Origin of the sequence: Comamonas sp. CAH-2 (assembly GCF_009668305.1) — a bacterium.
GTDB classification, from domain to species: domain Bacteria; phylum Pseudomonadota; class Gammaproteobacteria; order Burkholderiales; family Burkholderiaceae_C; genus Comamonas; species Comamonas aquatica.
Map to the genome: position 1 here is coordinate 36,130 of NZ_VSWF01000013.1, position 14,672 is coordinate 50,801.

Below are 14,672 nucleotides of genomic sequence, written 5' to 3' on the forward strand. Positions count from 1 at the left end.
ATGAAGCACCAACAGACAATGGCAGGCCCAGGCCTGTTCGCCCCACGCCTGGTGCGTGCGGCGCTGGGAGATGCCGTGCGCAAGCTGTCGCCGCGCACGCAGTGGGCCAATCCGGTAATGTTTGTGGTCTACCTGGGTGCGGTGCTGACCACCTTGCTGTGGTTGCAGGGACTGGTCCAGGCCGACGATTCCCGCCAGGGCCTGACGCTGGCGATCGCCTGCTGGCTGTGGTTTACCGTGCTGTTCGCCAACTTCGCCGAGGCCCTGGCCGAAGGCCGCAGCCGCGCCCAGGCGGCCAGCCTGCGCGGCATGAAGCGCGACACGGTCGCCAAGCTGCTCCAGCAGCCCCACCACGGTGCGGCCTGGACGCCGCTGCGCGCCAGCGAGCTGCGCCAGGGCATGGTCCTGCTGGTCGAGGCCGGTGATGTGATCGCCCTGGACGGCACGGTGCTGCAAGGGGTGGCATCGGTGGACGAAAGCGCCATCACCGGCGAGTCGGCCCCGGTGATCCGCGAGGCGGGCGGGGATTTCTCCTCGGTCACGGGGGGCACACGCGTGCTGTCCGACTGGCTGGTGGTCGAAGTCACGGCCAACCCCGGCGAGTCGTTCCTGGACCGCATGATTGCCATGGTCGAGTCGGCCCAGCGCCAGAAGACGCCCAATGAACTGGCCCTGTCGATCCTGCTGACCGGCCTGACGCTGGTGTTCCTGTTGGTCATCGTCACCCTGTGGCCGTTCTCGGCCTTTGCCGTGGAACAGGCGGGTGCGGGCTCGGTGGTGGAGCTGGCGGTGCTGGTGGCCTTGCTGGTATGCCTAATCCCCACCACGATTGGCGGGCTGTTGTCGGCCATCGGTGTGGCCGGCATGAGCCGCATGATGCAGGCCAACGTGATCGCCACCTCGGGCCGGGCCGTGGAGGCTGCGGGGGATGTGGATGTGCTGTTGCTGGACAAGACCGGCACCATCACTTTCGGCAACCGCCAGGCCAGCGAGTTGGTACCGGCGCCGGGCATCGCCATGGCGCAGCTGGCCGAGGCTGCACAGCTGGCCTCCATGGCCGACGAGACCCCCGAAGGGCGCAGCGTGGTGGCCCTGGCCCAGTCGCTGCTGGGGCCGTCTGCGCCCCCGGTCATGGACGCATCGGCCGCGTTTGTGCCCTTCACGGCGCAGACGCGCATGAGCGGCGTGGACTTGGACCTGCCCCAGGGTTTGCGCAGCCTGCGCAAGGGGGCGGCCGATGCGGTGCGTGCACATGTGCAGGCGCAGGGCGGCAGCTTCCCGGTGGCCGTGCAGCAGGCGGTGGACCATGTCTCGCGCAAGGGCAGCACGCCGCTGGTGGTGGCCGATGGCGCCCAGGTGCTGGGCGTGATCGAGCTCAAGGACATCGTCAAGCCCGGGATGCGCGACCGCTTTGCCGAGCTGCGCCGCATGGGCATCCAGACGGTGATGGTGACCGGCGACAACCCCCTCACGGCGGCGGCGATTGCGGCGGAAGCCGGTGTCGATGACTACTTGGCCGAAGCCCGGCCCGAGGACAAGCTGCGCCTGATCCGCAGCCACCAGGCGGCAGGGCGCCTGGTGGCCATGACCGGCGACGGCACCAACGATGCACCCGCGCTGGCCCAGGCCGATGTGGCCGTGGCCATGAACAGCGGCACCCAGGCCGCTAAGGAGGCCGGCAACATGGTCGACCTGGACAGCGACCCGACCAAGCTCATCGAGGTGGTGGAAACCGGCAAGCAGATGCTGATGACGCGCGGCGCACTGACCACATTCAGCATCGCGAACGATGTGGCCAAGTACTTCGCCATCATTCCGGCGGCGTTCGTCGGCACCTACCCGCAGTTGGCGGCGCTCAACGTGATGCAGCTGCACAGTGCGGACTCGGCCATCCTGAGTGCCGTGATCTTCAATGCGCTGATCATCATCGCCCTGGTGCCGCTGGCCTTGCGCGGCGTGCCCTACCGTGCGGTGGGGGCGGCCAGCCTGCTGCGACGCAACCTGCTGATCTACGGCCTGGGCGGATTGCTGGTGCCCTTTGTCGGCATCAAGCTGATCGACATGCTGCTGACCCTGCTGGGCCTGGCATGAGGCCGAAACCCCCGACAATCCGAACACGATGCCAGCCCACCCCAGTTCCAACGCTTCCATGCCCGCACGTCCCGACCCGGATGCGCTGGTGGCCAAACTGCAGGCCGAGCAGGCGCAGGCCGGGCGCGGCAAGCTGCGCATCTACTTCGGCTCCAACGCCGGGGTGGGCAAGACCTACGCCATGCTGGCCGCCGCGCAGCGCGAGAGCCAGTCGGGGCGGGCGGTGCTGGTCGGGCTGGTGGAGACGCATGGGCGGGCCGAGACCGCCCAGCAGTTGCAGGGCCTGGAGCTGCTGCCGCGCCGTGCCCTGAGCTACCAGGGCCGGCAACTGAGCGAATTCGATCTGGATGCGGCCTTGCAGCGCCGCCCGGCCGTGCTGCTGCTGGACGAATTGGCGCACAGCAACGTGGCCGGCTCGCGCCACCCCAAGCGCTGGCAGGATGTACAGGAATTGCTGGCGGCCGGGATCGACGTGTGGACCACGCTCAACATCCAGCACCTGGAGAGCCTCAACGATGTGGTCAGCGGCATCGTCGGCATCCAGGTGCACGAGACCGTGCCCGACCACATCTTCGATGACGCCGACGAGGTCATCGTCGTCGACATTCCCCCCGAGGAGCTGCTGAAGCGGCTGCATGCCGGCAAGGTGTATCCGCTGGAGCAGGCGGAGCGCGCCTCGCGCAATTTCTTCCGGCTGGGCAATCTGCTGGCCCTGCGCGAGCTGGCGCTGCGCCGCACGGCCGACCGTGTCGACGAGGACATGCGTGACTACCGCCGCGAGCGGGCGATCGACGAGGTCTGGCCGGCGCGCGAGCGTCTGCTGGTCGGCATCGGTGGCCGTGCCGGCGATGACGCGCTGGTGCGCCAGGTGGCGCGGCTGGCGCGGCGCCTGGAGGCCGAGTGGATGGTGGTCTATGTGGATGCCCCGGCGCGCCAGCACCGCCCGCGCCCGGCGCAGGAAGCCGTGCTCAAGACGCTGGCGCTGGCGGCCCGCCTGGGGGCGGACACGGCCACGATTCCTGGCACCCAGGTGGCCCAGGCGCTGGTGGACTATGCGCACGAGCGCAACGCCAGCCACCTGGTGCTGGCGCGTGTGTCGCAGCGCCTGTCGCGCTGGCTGCCCTGGAAGCCCGCCAGCCTGCCCGAGCAGATCGCTCGCCTCAACCCCGGGCTGGATGTATTGCTGCTGTCGGTCAGTCGATATAAAAATGAGAGCGTGAAGCGTAGTACTGTCGAAACCAAAAGCGGTTTTTCGTGGAAAGGTTATGTGGGGGTCACGCTGGCCTGCTTTGCCGCCACGGCCGTGGCCGAGCTCTTGCTGCGGGTGTTCGAACCGGCGAACGTGGTCATGCTGTTCCTGCTGGTGGTGGTGCTGTCCGCACTGCGCTGGGGGCGCGGGCCGGGGGCCTGGGCGGCCTTGCTGTCGGTGCTGCTGTTCGACTTCTTTTTTGTACCGCCGCACCACTCCTTCAGTGTCAATGACACGCAGTACCTGTTCACCTTCAGCCTGATGCTGGGCGTGGCGCTGGTCTGTGGCCAACTGATGGCGCGGCTGCGGCACGAGGCCCGCGTGGCGGCCGAGCGCGAGCGGCGTGCGGGTGCCCTGGCGCGGCTGGCACGCGATCTGTCGGGAGCGCTCACGCAGGAACAAGTCTCCGAGATCGCTCTGTCCACCCTGTCCGGGGTGTTCGATGCCCAGGCCGGGTTGCTGCTTCCCGACAGCGACGAGCAGTTGTACGTGGTGCGCGGCAGCGAAGGCCCGATCGACCCCAGCGTCGGTCGCTGGAGCATGGAGCATGGCCAGATGGCCGGGCATGGCACCGACACCTTGTCGGCCGCCCCGGGCTTGTATGTGCCCCTGCGTGCGCCGGTGCGCGCGCGCGGTGTGCTGGTGCTGCAGCTGCGGGCCGCGCACCGCTTGCGCGTGCCCGAGGAACGCCGGCTGCTGGACGCCTGTGCCAGCCAGATTGCGCTGGCGCTGGAGCGGGTGCACTTCGTGGAAGTGGCGCAGCACACCCAGGTGGCGATGGAGGGCGAGCGCATGCGCAACACCTTGCTGTCCGCCGTGTCCCATGATCTGCGCACCCCGCTGACCAGCATTCTGGGCGCGGCCCAGGCCGCCTTGCCGCACGCGCCGTCCGGTGCGGCGCACGAGATGCTGGTGCAGATCCGCAGCCAGGCCCAGGCCATGCAGCAGCTGGTGGACAACCTGCTGGCCATGGCGCGCTTGCAGCAGGGCGGTGTGCACCTGCACCGCGTGTGGCTGCCGGTGGAGGAACTGGTGGGCAGTGCCCTGGTGCAGCGGCGCGAGCGGTTGGCCGGCCATGCGTTGCAGACCCAGCTGCCCATGGACCTGCCGCTGCTGCACGTGGATGCCGTGCTGATGGAGCGCGTGCTGGTCAACTTGCTGGACAACGCCATCAAATACACCCCGGCGGGCACAGCCATCCTGGTCCGTGCGCAGTACGACGGCAGTGCCTGTGTGCTCAGCGTGCAGGACGCCGGTCCGGGCCTGCCGGCACATGTGCCGGCGGCGCATTTGTTCGAGCCCTTCACCCGTGGGCATGCCGAATCGGCGGTGGCTGGCATGGGCCTGGGCTTGGCGCTGGCGCAGCGCATCGTGCAGGCCCATGGTGGCAGCTTGCAGGCCGCGCCGGCACAGCCCGGTCCCGGCACGGTCTTCAGCGTGCGCCTGCCGGTGCCCGAACAGCCGACCCTGGACGATGGAATGGAGGAGAAGTCTGTATGACCACCGCGGTTGTCCCCCGCATCCTGCTGATCGAAGACGATGCCAGCATCCGCCGCTTTGTGCGGCTGGCGCTGGAAGACGAAGGCTGGCAGGTGTTTGAAGCCGAAACCGCCAAGCGGGGCCTGATCGAAGCCGCCTCCCGGCAGCCTGACGCTGTGGTGCTGGACCTGGGCTTGCCCGACGCCGATGGCAAGCGGGTGATCACCGAGCTGCGCAGCTGGAGCCAGTTGCCTGTGTTGGTGCTGTCTGCGCGCGAGCGCGAGGAAGAAAAAGTGGCGGCCCTGGACGCCGGGGCCGACGACTACCTGTCCAAGCCCTTCGGCGTGCCCGAGTTGCTGGCGCGTCTGCGCGTCATGCTGCGCCGGCGCCAGCTGTCGCACCAAGGCGGGGCACCGGCCAGCCAGGTCAGCTTTGGCACGGTGGTGGTCGATCTGGCCAGCCATGAGGTGCGGCGCGGCGACGAGGTGGTGCACCTGACGCCCATCGAGTTCCGCCTGCTGGCCGCGCTGATCGCCGGGCAGGGCCGGGTGCTGACCCACAGGCAGCTGCTGCTGCAGGTCTGGGGGCCGGAATACCTGGACCGACCGCATTACCTGCGCGTGCACATGGCCAATTTGCGCCAGAAGATCGAAGAGAACGCTGCCCAGCCGCAGTTCCTGATGACGGAGCTGCAGGTGGGCTACCGCCTCAGTCTCAAGCCCCTGGCGTGAGCCGTGGATGCCCGGGGCGCGGGTGGGATGCTGGCAGGTCGACCCGGATTTTGCTCGGTGCTCCCAAACTCTGCGAGCGTGTGGGCCGCCGGTCGCGCGCAGCCCGGTCCGGCCGCCCGCCGCCAGGGCCTGAGGCGGCCTGGACGCCCCAGCAGGGCTGCCGGCGCACAAGCTTATGCACATAAGAAAACAACCAATCATTCGTTGGGTTTGGCGGCATGGGCGCAGACAATCGGCGGCCTCAAAGGAGGGCCAGCCATGGCACACACAGAACCGCGCATCGTCATCGTTCCGGGGTGGCGCAATTCCGGCCCCGATCACTGGCAGAGCCTGTGGGCCCACAGCCTGCCGCAGGCCGAGCGCGTCGAGCAGGATGACTGGCTCACCCCCAAGCGCGCCGACTGGGTCCACGCGCTGGAGGCGCTGATCCTGTCGCGGCCCGAGCCGGTCATCATCGTGGCCCACAGCCTGGGCTGCATCACCACCAGCCACGTCGGCCCGGAAGCGGCCGCGCGCATCCAAAGCGCCTTGCTGGTGGCGCCGGCCGATCCCGAGCGCCGGGCCCACCTGGCAGACTTCGCCCCCGTGCCCTACCAGGCGCTGCCGTACCGCAGCATCCTGGTGGCCAGCAGCAACGATCCCTATTGCCCCGTGCGCCTGGCCGGCGCCTATGCCCGTGCCTGGGGCAGCGAGTTTGTGCGCCTGCAGAACGCCGGCCACATCAACACCGAGTCCGGGCACGGCGAATGGCCGCTGGGCCGGGCGCTGCTGCAATCCCTGGTCCAGGACATGGCCTGGGGGTCCCAGCCGCGCACGGTGGCGGCATGAATTTGCATCAAATCGTGGTCTTTCGCTTGCTGGGTGTGCGCAGGTAGCTCACTTTTTCTTTATTCTTATTTTGGATTAATTTAAAAAAATATATTCTTTTGAGTTTTAAAGATTGTTCTTCACAATTCGCTGCATCTCTTGCAACAGACTCCGCGTGAGTAAGGCGACCGCACCATGACCTCTTTGAAGCTCAAGACTTTCCTGGCAACGATTGCGCTGGCCGCCACCGGCATGGCCTCCGCGCAGAGCCAGTTGCTCAACGTCTCCTACGACGTGGCCCGCGAGTTCTACAAGGACTACAACCAGGCCTTCATTGCGCACTACAAGAAGACCACCGGCCAGGATGTGAAGATCGACCAGGCGCACGGCGGCTCCAGCGCCCAGGCGCGTGCGGTCAACGACGGCCTGCCCGCCGATGTGGTGACCTTCAACACCACCACCGACATCGAGTTCCTGGCCAACAACGGCGTGGTGGCCAAGGACTGGGCCAAGCAGTTCCCCCACGACGCTTCGCCCACCACCTCGACCATGCTGTTCCTGGTGCGCAACGGCAACCCCAAGAACATCAAGGACTGGAAGGACCTGACCCGCCCCGACGTGAAGGTGGTGGTGGTCAACCCCAAGACCGGTGGCAATGGCCGCTACGCCTACCTGGCGGCCTGGGGCTCGGTGCGTGAAGCCGGCGGGACCGACGCCCAGGCCCAGGAATTCGTCAAGCAGCTGTACAAGAACGTGCCCGTGCTGGGCAAGGGCGGGCGCGATGCCACGGCCATCTTCCTGCAGCGCAACATCGGCGACGTGCTGATCACCTTCGAATCCGAAGTGATCTCCGTGGACCGCGAGTTCGGCAAGGGCAAGGTGCAGGCGGTCTACCCCTCCAGCTCCATCGTCGCCGAGAACCCCATCGCCATCGTGCAGCGCACGGCCGAGAAGAAGGGCAGTAGCGCGCTGGCCAAGGCCTACCTGGACTACCTGTACTCGGACGAAGCCCAGGAAATCGCCGCCAACCATGCGCTGCGCCCCCGTTCGGAAGCCGTGCTGAAAAAGCATGCCGACGTGTTCAAGCCCCTGAAGCAGTTCACCGTCGCCAAGTACTTCGGCTCGCTGGGCGAAGCGCAGAAGGTGCACTTCAACGACGGCGGCAAGTTCGACGAGATCTACACCCCCGGCAAGTAAGCCCGGGCTGTGCACGGGACGCTGGCCACAGCGTCCCTTTTCATAACAACAACGATTTCTGGCCGACTGGGAAAAACCAACAATGTCCGTCGCATCCCCTGCCAGCCCCACGCCCAGCGCCACAGCCTCCGGTCAGCCTTCAGGGCCACGCCGGGGCCGTGGCGCGGGCCGCGTCCTGCCCGGTTTCGGGCTGACGCTGGGCTACACCCTGTTTTATCTGAGCGTGATCGTGCTGGTCCCGTTGTCGGCCTTGCTGCTCAGAACCTTTGACCTGTCCTGGGCCCAGTTCTGGGAGGCCGTGGCCGCACCGCGGGTGGTGGCCTCCTACAAGCTGACCTTTGGCGCCTCGTTCGCTGCTGCGCTGGTGAACCTGGTGTTCGGCCTGTTGATCGCCTGGGTGCTGGTGCGCTACCAGTTTCCCGGCAAGAAAATCGTCGATGCCCTGGTTGATCTGCCGTTTGCCCTGCCCACGGCCGTGGCCGGCATCTCGCTGACGGCCTTGCTGGCCGGCAACGGTTGGGTGGGTCAGTACCTGGAGCCGCTGGGCGTCCAACTGGCCTTCAACCCCAACGGCATCGTCATCGCCTTGATCTTCATCGGCCTGCCGTTCGTGGTACGCACCGTCCAGCCCGTGCTGGAAGACACCGAGAAAGAGCTGGAAGAGGCCGCCACCAGCCTGGGTGCCACCCGCTGGCAGATCTTCTACAAGGTGATCCTGCCCAGCATCACACCGGCCTTGATGACCGGTTTTGCCATGGCCTTTGCGCGCGCGGTGGGCGAGTACGGCTCGGTCATCTTCATCGCCGGCAACATGCCCATGATTTCCGAAATCACACCGCTGATCATCATCGGCAAGCTGGAACAGTATGACTACGCCGGCGCCACGGCCGTGGCGGTGGTGATGCTGCTGATCTCCTTTGTGCTGCTGCTGGTCATCAACGCCTTGCAGGCGTGGCAGCGCCGCCATGCAGGAGCCCCCGCATGAACGAACAACACTATTTCCTGTTGAAGCTGCTGCTGGCCGTGCTGGTGCTGGCAGTAGTGGCCTACCACCTGACGGCCCCGCGCAAGGGCAGCAAGCCCGAAAAGTTGTCCACCACCGAGCCGCGCTGGGTACGCTGGGTGCTGACCGGGGTGGCGCTGTCCTTCATCGCCTTGTTCCTGGTGCTGCCGCTGGCGGCGGTGTTCACCGAGGCGCTGCGCAAGGGCTTCGGGGCTTACCTGGAGGGCTTGAACGAACCCGACGCCTGGGCCGCCATCAAGCTGACGCTGATCACCGCGGTGATTGCCGTGCCGCTGAACCTGGTGTTCGGCGTGGCGGCCGCCTGGTGCATCGCCAAGTACAACTTCCGTGGCAAGGCCTTCCTGATCACGCTGATTGACCTGCCGTTCTCCATCTCGCCCGTGGTGGCGGGCCTGATGTATGTGCTGGTGTTCGGCGCCCATGGCTGGTTCGGCCCCTGGCTGGCGGTGCACGACATCAAGATCATCTTCGCCGTGCCCGGCATCGTGCTGGCCACCGTGTTCGTAACCTTCCCCTTCGTCGCCCGTGAGCTGATCCCGCTGATGCAGGCCCAGGGCAATGACGAGGAGCAGGCGGCCATCGTGCTGGGGGCCAGCGGCTGGCAGACCTTCTGGAAGGTGACGCTGCCCAACATCAAGTGGGGCCTGCTGTACGGCGTGATCCTGTGTAACGCCCGTGCCATGGGCGAGTTCGGCGCGGTGTCGGTGGTCTCGGGCCACATCCGCGGCCAGACCAACACCATCCCGCTGCACGTGGAGATCCTCTACAACGAATACCAATCCGTGGCGGCGTTTGCGGCAGCCTCCCTGCTGGCCCTGCTGGCGCTGGTGACCCTGGTCATCAAGACCATGGCCGAATGGAAGCATGAACAACAGCTCAAGGACGCGGCCAGCCTGCCGCCCGAGCAACCCACGCCACGCACCGCCGCCTGAAGCGCGGCGCGCATGAAAGATCAAGACCATGAGCATTGAAATCCGCAATGTCAGCAAGCAGTTCGGCGACTTCCAGGCCCTGCGCGATGTGAGCCTGGACATCCAGTCCGGGGAACTGATTGCCTTGCTGGGACCCTCGGGCTGCGGCAAGACCACGCTGCTGCGCATCATCGCCGGGCTGGAAACGCCCGACGTGGGCAGCATCCACTTCAGCGGCGAAGACACCACCGACGTGCACGTGCGCGAGCGCAACGTGGGCTTCGTGTTCCAGCACTACGCGTTGTTCCGCCACATGACCGTGTTCGAGAACGTGGCCTTCGGCCTGCGCGTCAAGCCCCGCCGTGAGCGCCCCAGCGAAGCCCAGATCAAGGAAAAGGTGATGAGCCTGCTCAAGCTGGTGCAGCTGGACTGGATCGCCGACCGCTTCCCCTCGCAGCTGTCGGGGGGGCAGCGCCAGCGTATCGCCCTGGCGCGCGCCCTGGCGGTGGAGCCCAAGGTGCTGCTGCTGGACGAGCCCTTCGGTGCGCTGGACGCCAAGGTGCGCAAGGAACTGCGCCGCTGGCTGCGCCACCTGCACGATGAGCTGCATGTGACCTCCATCTTCGTGACGCACGACCAGGAGGAAGCGCTGGAAGTGGCGGACCGCGTGGTGGTCATCAACCAGGGCAAGATCGAGCAGGAAGGCACGCCGCAGGAAGTCTGGAACAACCCGGCCAGCCCGTTTGTCTACGGCTTCCTGGGCGATGTGAACCTGTTCAAGGGGCGCGCCCAGGACGGCCACGTGGTGCTGGCCGATGGCACGCAGCTGGCCAGCAGCGATGCCGCCGGGGCCGTGGACCGCAACGCCTTCGCCTATGTGCGCCCGCACGAGCTGGAGGTGGAGCGCTATTCCCCCGGTCAGAACACCGACGGCAACGGTCGCCAGACCGGCATGGTGGTGCAGCTCAGCCGCGCCATCGTGGTGGGTCCGATCGCGCGCCTGGAACTTATTCCCGCGGACGACACCCAATCCGCAGACAATGCGGGTTCCGAGCGTTTGATCGAGGCGCAAATCCCTGCGCAGCAGTTCCACGAGATGGCACTGCGCGAGGGGGAGACCTTGGTGGTCACACCACGGCGCGCCAAGGTATTCTTGGACGAAGCAGCCGGTATCTGAGTCCGCCACCTGCATGGGGCAGGGGGCGCTGGTGCCGTCCCCTGAAATGAGAACAACATGCTGGTTTTGAACTGGATCACCTCCACCCCGCGCCGCACCCTGGCGCTGATTGCCGCCGCCTGCGTGGCCTTGCTGGCCTTTGGCATGTACCTGCAGCACGTGCAGGGCCTGGAGCCCTGCCCCATGTGCATCGTGCAGCGCTATGCCCTGGTGCTGGTGGCCCTGTGCACCGGCCTGGCCAGCCTGGGCCGGCGCAGTGCCTGGTGGAAGACCTGGAGCCTGCTGGCCACGGTGGCCGCCGGCCTGGGCGCCTTCGTGGCCGCCCGCCAGAGCTGGCTGCAGTGGAACCCGCCCGAGTTCGCCAGCTGCGGCCGGGACCTCTACGGCATGATCGAGAACTACCCCATCAGCCGCGCCATTCCCATGATCTTCCGCGGTTCGGGCGACTGCACGGCCGTGGACTGGACCTTCCTGGGCGGCACCATCGCCAACTGGTCCTTCCTGTGGTTTGTCGGCTTTGCCCTGGTGCTGCTGGTGCTGCTGTGCAAGGGTGCCCAGCGCCGCTGAGAACCGGCACCCCCCTTAGGATTGCAGCCCCGCATGCCTGGCATGCCGGGGCTTTGTTTTGGGCCGACAATCACGGCCTTTGCGCACTATCGATCCGGCATGCCCCAGTACATCCTCTTCCACAAGCCGTATGGCGTCCTGTCCCAGTTCACCCCCGAGGATGGGGCGCGGTCGCTGGCGGAGTTCGACCTGCCGCCCGGGGTGTACCCGGCCGGGCGGCTGGACAAGGATTCCGAGGGCCTGCTGCTGCTGACCGATGACGGCCCGCTGATCGAGCAGTTGCTTCACCCGCGCTACCAGAAGCCCAAGACCTATTGGGTGCTGGTCGAGCGCGTGCCCGACGAGGCCGCGCTGCAGCGCCTGCGCGACGGGCTGCGCATCGAGGACTACACCACCTTGCCGTGCCAGGCGCAGCTGCTGCAGCCCCAGCCGCAGGTGGCGCCGCGCGATCCGCCGGTGCGGGTGCGCAAGAGCGTGCAGGACGTGTGGCTGGAGATCACCGTGGTCGAGGGCAAGAACCGCCAGGTGCGCAAGATGACGGCGGCCATCGGCCATCCCACCTTGCGCCTGATCCGGCGCAGCATTGCCAACCTGCAGCTGGAAGCGCTGGCCCCGGGCCAGTGGCGCGCGATTGCGCGTGAAGACATCCAGTGGGGCGACGTGGCTGCGGCGGGCAGCCAGGCGTCGGCGGGCACGACAGCGCGGCGCCCGCCGGGCAGTCCGGTGGTCTCGGCGCGCCGGCCCGGCGCCTGGTTCCACAAAGGCCGCTGAGCGGGCCTGGCGCCTTGGGCTGCGATGGCCAGCCCGTGCCCAGAAGCCGGCTGGCGATGGCAGGGGAGGCCCGCGGCGGGCGTCGGCGTTGCGCCGTTCTGTCCACGGCCGGTGAGGGCCATGGCCGCATGGCGGGCTGCCCCACCCCTCGGTCGGGGTGCTGCGCGAACCTGTGATGCGGCTTTGAAAAGAGGAGCTGCTACCCCTTGCTGCTTATGCGCTACAGGCCAAAAACGCTTGTAATAACCTGCGCACCGGCTCAGGCCGATTCGATGCTGTCGGTGCTGAAGGTCGGGCCCTTGGTGCCGGGGACCCAGCCGGGGTAGGTTTCCATGATTTCGGCAAACAGCGCCGAATCGATCCAGCGCTGCAGCCAGTCCTGCAGGTGGGGCCAGGGCTGCTCGGCCCACTGGGCTTCATCGATGCGCGCAAACTGGCGCACGAAGGGACGCAGCGCCATGTCGGCCAGGCTGGGGTTCAGGCCGAACAGGTAGCCGCTGTCGGCCAGTTGCTCGTCCAGGGCCGCCAGCCAGGTGATGGCATCGGTCTGGGCCTGGTTGACCTCTTCGGCCGTGTAGCGCTCGGGGTACTTGCAGCGGTCCAGTGCCTGCTTGAAGAAGCCGTCGTTGCGGCCGATCAGCGCCAGCATGTCGTCCAGCGTGCCCTGGGTGGGGGCCAGCCAGCCGTCCGGGTCGTTGGCGCGCAGGGCGTGCAGCATGATGTCCAGGCTTTGCTCGATCACGCGGCCGTCCTGCAGCACCAGCACCGGCACCGTGCCCTTGGGCGAGGCCTGCAGCAGCTCCTGCGGCTTGGAGCGCAGGTTGATTTCGCGCAGCTCGCAGGCCTGTCCGGCATGGGCCAGTGCCAGACGCGCACGCATGGCGTAGGGGCAACGGCGGAAGGAATAGAGCACGGGCAGGGCAGGCGAAAGGGTCATGGGAGCGATGGTGCTGGTGAAAACGCAGCAGGTTGGAAAGACAAGCTGCGTACTTTAAGTCCTCAGGACAAAGCCTGTATCGCGGCGGAGTAAGCCAGCCGTGCCCTGCCTGGGGTAAGCTCGCCCACCTTGGATGGTGTAAGCGAATGAAACACAACAAAAAAAATATAGCGCCGGCGCTCATCGCCTGGCTGCTGCTGTTGAGCCCCTGCCTGTTGGAGGGCGTGCATGCGAAATCCCTGGGTCTGTGGCTTCTCGCCGCGGTGCTGTGGGCACCGTTGCTGCTGCTGCGGCCCGTGCGCTGGCTGGTGGTGCCCGCTGTGTGGCTGCTGGGGCTGGTGAATGTGGTGCACGTGGGCTTCTTTGGCTATCTGGCCGATCAGTTCTTCCTGGCCACGGCGCTGCGCACCACGCCCAGTGAAACCTGGGAGTTCGTGCACACCCTGCCCACGCTGACCGTGGTGATGGCCTTGCTGTGGTTGCTGGGCTCGGGCTGGCTGGGCTGGACGCTGCTGCGCTGGCCTGCCCAGTCGCTGCGCCGCAGCTCGCTGCTGCGTGTCGCCTGCATCGCCAGCGCGCTGGTGTGGGGCGGTTTCGCGCTGTATGGCGCCAAGAAGGGCTACGACGGCTGGGGCTACCTGAACAAGCTCGACCGGGTGTACCCGTTGCACATTGTCAAGGCCTACCTGTTGCACCGGCAAATCAATGCGGCCTTGTTCTACAGCCCGCAGCTGCCGGTGCCGCTGTCGCAGCCGGCCCCGGTGCAGACGCTGGTGGTGGTGATCGGCGAAAGCGCCTCGGCCCAGCGCTGGTCGCTGCTGGGCTATGGCGGCGGCGACACCAACGCGCCCCTGCGCGACATCCCCGGGATCGAGGCCATCCGCGTGATGGCCCAGGGCTCGAACACGGCGGCCGCCTTGCCCTTCATGTTGACGGGCCTGTCGGCCAACGACAGCGTGCAGCAGCAGGCCCCCTCGTTCCTGGATGTGGCGCACCAGGCGGGCTTCAAGACCTTTGTGCTGACCAATTCGCGCTTCTTCGACAGCCAGGAAGACTTCTTTGTGCAGACCCTGCGGCGCTCGGCCGATGTCTACACCAAGGTGGGCGATGGCGGGGACGACGATGCGCTGACGGAGCCCTTGCGCCGTGCGCTGCAGGACCCCGCCACGCACAAGTTGGTCGTGCTGCACACCTTCGGCAGCCACCCGGACGTCAAGCACCGCTACCCTGCAGATTACGCCGCGCTGGAAGATGCCTATGACAACTCCTTGCACTACAGCAGCGCCTTGCTCGCCAAGTGGACGCAGCTGCTCGACCAGTCCTCCCGCCCGGGCAGTCCCTCCCTGCTGGTTTACAGCAGCGACCACGGGCTGGTGCTGCCTCCGTGCAGCGAGGGCTATCGCACGGGCTTGAGCCGCAGCACGTTGGAGGTGCCGCTGCTGGTCTGGCGCAACCCGGCGCTGGCAGCGACGGCCGAGGCGGCCGGCATGCCCCGCTTCAGCGCGCAAGAGCGCGAGACGCCCCTGCATGGAAATTCCATGGTAGCCCAGCTGGTGCGCTGGGGCGTGGGCGATGGGGCGCAGCCGCGGCACCACGCGCCGCAGGCGCTCCAGTTCCAGGGGCGTGACTGGCAGGCGATTGCCCACGCGGATCGCTGCTCGCTGGAGTGAGCGTCATCCGTCCATAAAAAAGGAGGCCAAGGCCTCCTTTTTTCATAGCTGCTTGCGCAGG

12 protein-coding genes are annotated in these 14,672 nt (G+C 67.0%); 11 read left to right on the top strand and 1 reads right to left on the bottom strand.

Going from position 1 to position 14,672, the window contains the following annotated elements:
- The 10 genes from kdpB (at window position 1) to FYM52_RS09645 (ending at window position 12,004) form a co-directional block, all read left to right on the top strand.
- Window positions 1–2,091, top strand: a complete 2,091-nt coding sequence (kdpB, locus tag FYM52_RS09600; protein WP_179954943.1) for a potassium-transporting ATPase subunit KdpB — start codon at window positions 1–3, stop codon at window positions 2,089–2,091.
- Between the two features lie 28 nt (window positions 2,092–2,119).
- A complete protein-coding gene (locus tag FYM52_RS09605) occupies window positions 2,120–4,840 on the top strand; it encodes a sensor histidine kinase KdpD (protein WP_154163912.1) in 2,721 nt (906 codons plus the stop codon).
- Window positions 4,837–5,550: a response regulator gene (locus FYM52_RS09610; protein ID WP_154163913.1), complete on the top strand. Its 714-nt coding sequence runs from the start codon at window positions 4,837–4,839 to the stop codon at window positions 5,548–5,550. Before FYM52_RS09605 ends, FYM52_RS09610 begins: the two co-directional genes overlap by 4 nt.
- A gap of 258 nt (window positions 5,551–5,808) precedes the next feature.
- Window positions 5,809–6,378 (top strand): alpha/beta hydrolase, encoded by a 570-nt coding sequence (locus tag FYM52_RS09615; protein WP_154163914.1) that lies wholly within the window; start codon window positions 5,809–5,811, stop codon window positions 6,376–6,378.
- Between the two features lie 174 nt (window positions 6,379–6,552).
- Entirely contained in the window at window positions 6,553–7,554 is a 1,002-nt protein-coding gene (locus FYM52_RS09620) for a sulfate ABC transporter substrate-binding protein (RefSeq protein WP_154163915.1), read from the top strand.
- A gap of 82 nt (window positions 7,555–7,636) precedes the next feature.
- Entirely contained in the window at window positions 7,637–8,539 is a 903-nt protein-coding gene (gene cysT, locus FYM52_RS09625) for a sulfate ABC transporter permease subunit CysT (RefSeq protein ID WP_154163916.1), read from the top strand.
- A complete protein-coding gene (gene cysW / locus FYM52_RS09630) occupies window positions 8,536–9,510 on the top strand; it encodes a sulfate ABC transporter permease subunit CysW (protein WP_154163917.1) in 975 nt (324 codons plus the stop codon). Before cysT ends, cysW begins: the two co-directional genes overlap by 4 nt.
- Before the next feature lie 28 nt (window positions 9,511–9,538).
- A complete protein-coding gene (locus FYM52_RS09635; protein WP_154163918.1) occupies window positions 9,539–10,666 on the top strand; it encodes a sulfate/molybdate ABC transporter ATP-binding protein in 1,128 nt (375 codons plus the stop codon).
- A 60-nt stretch (window positions 10,667–10,726) separates the two neighbouring features.
- Complete coding sequence (locus FYM52_RS09640) at window positions 10,727–11,233, top strand: disulfide bond formation protein B (RefSeq protein WP_154163951.1); 507 nt, start codon at window positions 10,727–10,729, stop codon at window positions 11,231–11,233.
- A gap of 99 nt (window positions 11,234–11,332) precedes the next feature.
- Window positions 11,333–12,004, top strand: coding sequence for a pseudouridine synthase (locus FYM52_RS09645; RefSeq protein WP_154163919.1), 672 nt, complete (start codon window positions 11,333–11,335; stop codon window positions 12,002–12,004).
- Window positions 12,005–12,263: 259 nt separating this feature from the next.
- On the opposite strand, the gene FYM52_RS09650 is transcribed toward FYM52_RS09645, so the two are convergent.
- Complete coding sequence (locus FYM52_RS09650; RefSeq protein ID WP_154163920.1) at window positions 12,264–12,941, bottom strand: glutathione S-transferase; 678 nt, start codon at window positions 12,939–12,941, stop codon at window positions 12,264–12,266.
- A 146-nt stretch (window positions 12,942–13,087) separates the two neighbouring features.
- Between FYM52_RS09650 and FYM52_RS09655 the strand changes: the two genes are divergently transcribed.
- A complete protein-coding gene (locus tag FYM52_RS09655; protein WP_154163921.1) occupies window positions 13,088–14,611 on the top strand; it encodes a sulfatase-like hydrolase/transferase in 1,524 nt (507 codons plus the stop codon).
- Window positions 14,612–14,672: the final 61 nt, after the last annotated feature.

Bases quoted from the DNA above. Each gene is read 5' to 3' on its own strand.
- FYM52_RS09610 (WP_154163913.1), top strand. From the start codon at position 4,837: ATGACCACCGCGGTTGTCCCCCGCATCCTGCTGATCGAAGACGATGCC.
- FYM52_RS09645 (WP_154163919.1), top strand. From the start codon at position 11,333: ATGCCCCAGTACATCCTCTTCCACAAGCCGTATGGCGTCCTGTCCCAG.
- FYM52_RS09650 (WP_154163920.1), bottom strand. From the start codon at position 12,941: ATGACCCTTTCGCCTGCCCTGCCCGTGCTCTATTCCTTCCGCCGTTGC.
- FYM52_RS09615 (WP_154163914.1), top strand. From the start codon at position 5,809: ATGGCACACACAGAACCGCGCATCGTCATCGTTCCGGGGTGGCGCAAT.
- cysT (WP_154163916.1), top strand. From the start codon at position 7,637: ATGTCCGTCGCATCCCCTGCCAGCCCCACGCCCAGCGCCACAGCCTCC.
- FYM52_RS09620 (WP_154163915.1), top strand. From the start codon at position 6,553: ATGACCTCTTTGAAGCTCAAGACTTTCCTGGCAACGATTGCGCTGGCC.
- kdpB (WP_179954943.1), top strand. From the start codon at position 1: ATGAAGCACCAACAGACAATGGCAGGCCCAGGCCTGTTCGCCCCACGC.
- FYM52_RS09655 (WP_154163921.1), top strand. From the start codon at position 13,088: ATGAAACACAACAAAAAAAATATAGCGCCGGCGCTCATCGCCTGGCTG.
- FYM52_RS09635 (WP_154163918.1), top strand. From the start codon at position 9,539: ATGAGCATTGAAATCCGCAATGTCAGCAAGCAGTTCGGCGACTTCCAG.
- FYM52_RS09605 (WP_154163912.1), top strand. From the start codon at position 2,120: ATGCCAGCCCACCCCAGTTCCAACGCTTCCATGCCCGCACGTCCCGAC.
- cysW (WP_154163917.1), top strand. From the start codon at position 8,536: ATGAACGAACAACACTATTTCCTGTTGAAGCTGCTGCTGGCCGTGCTG.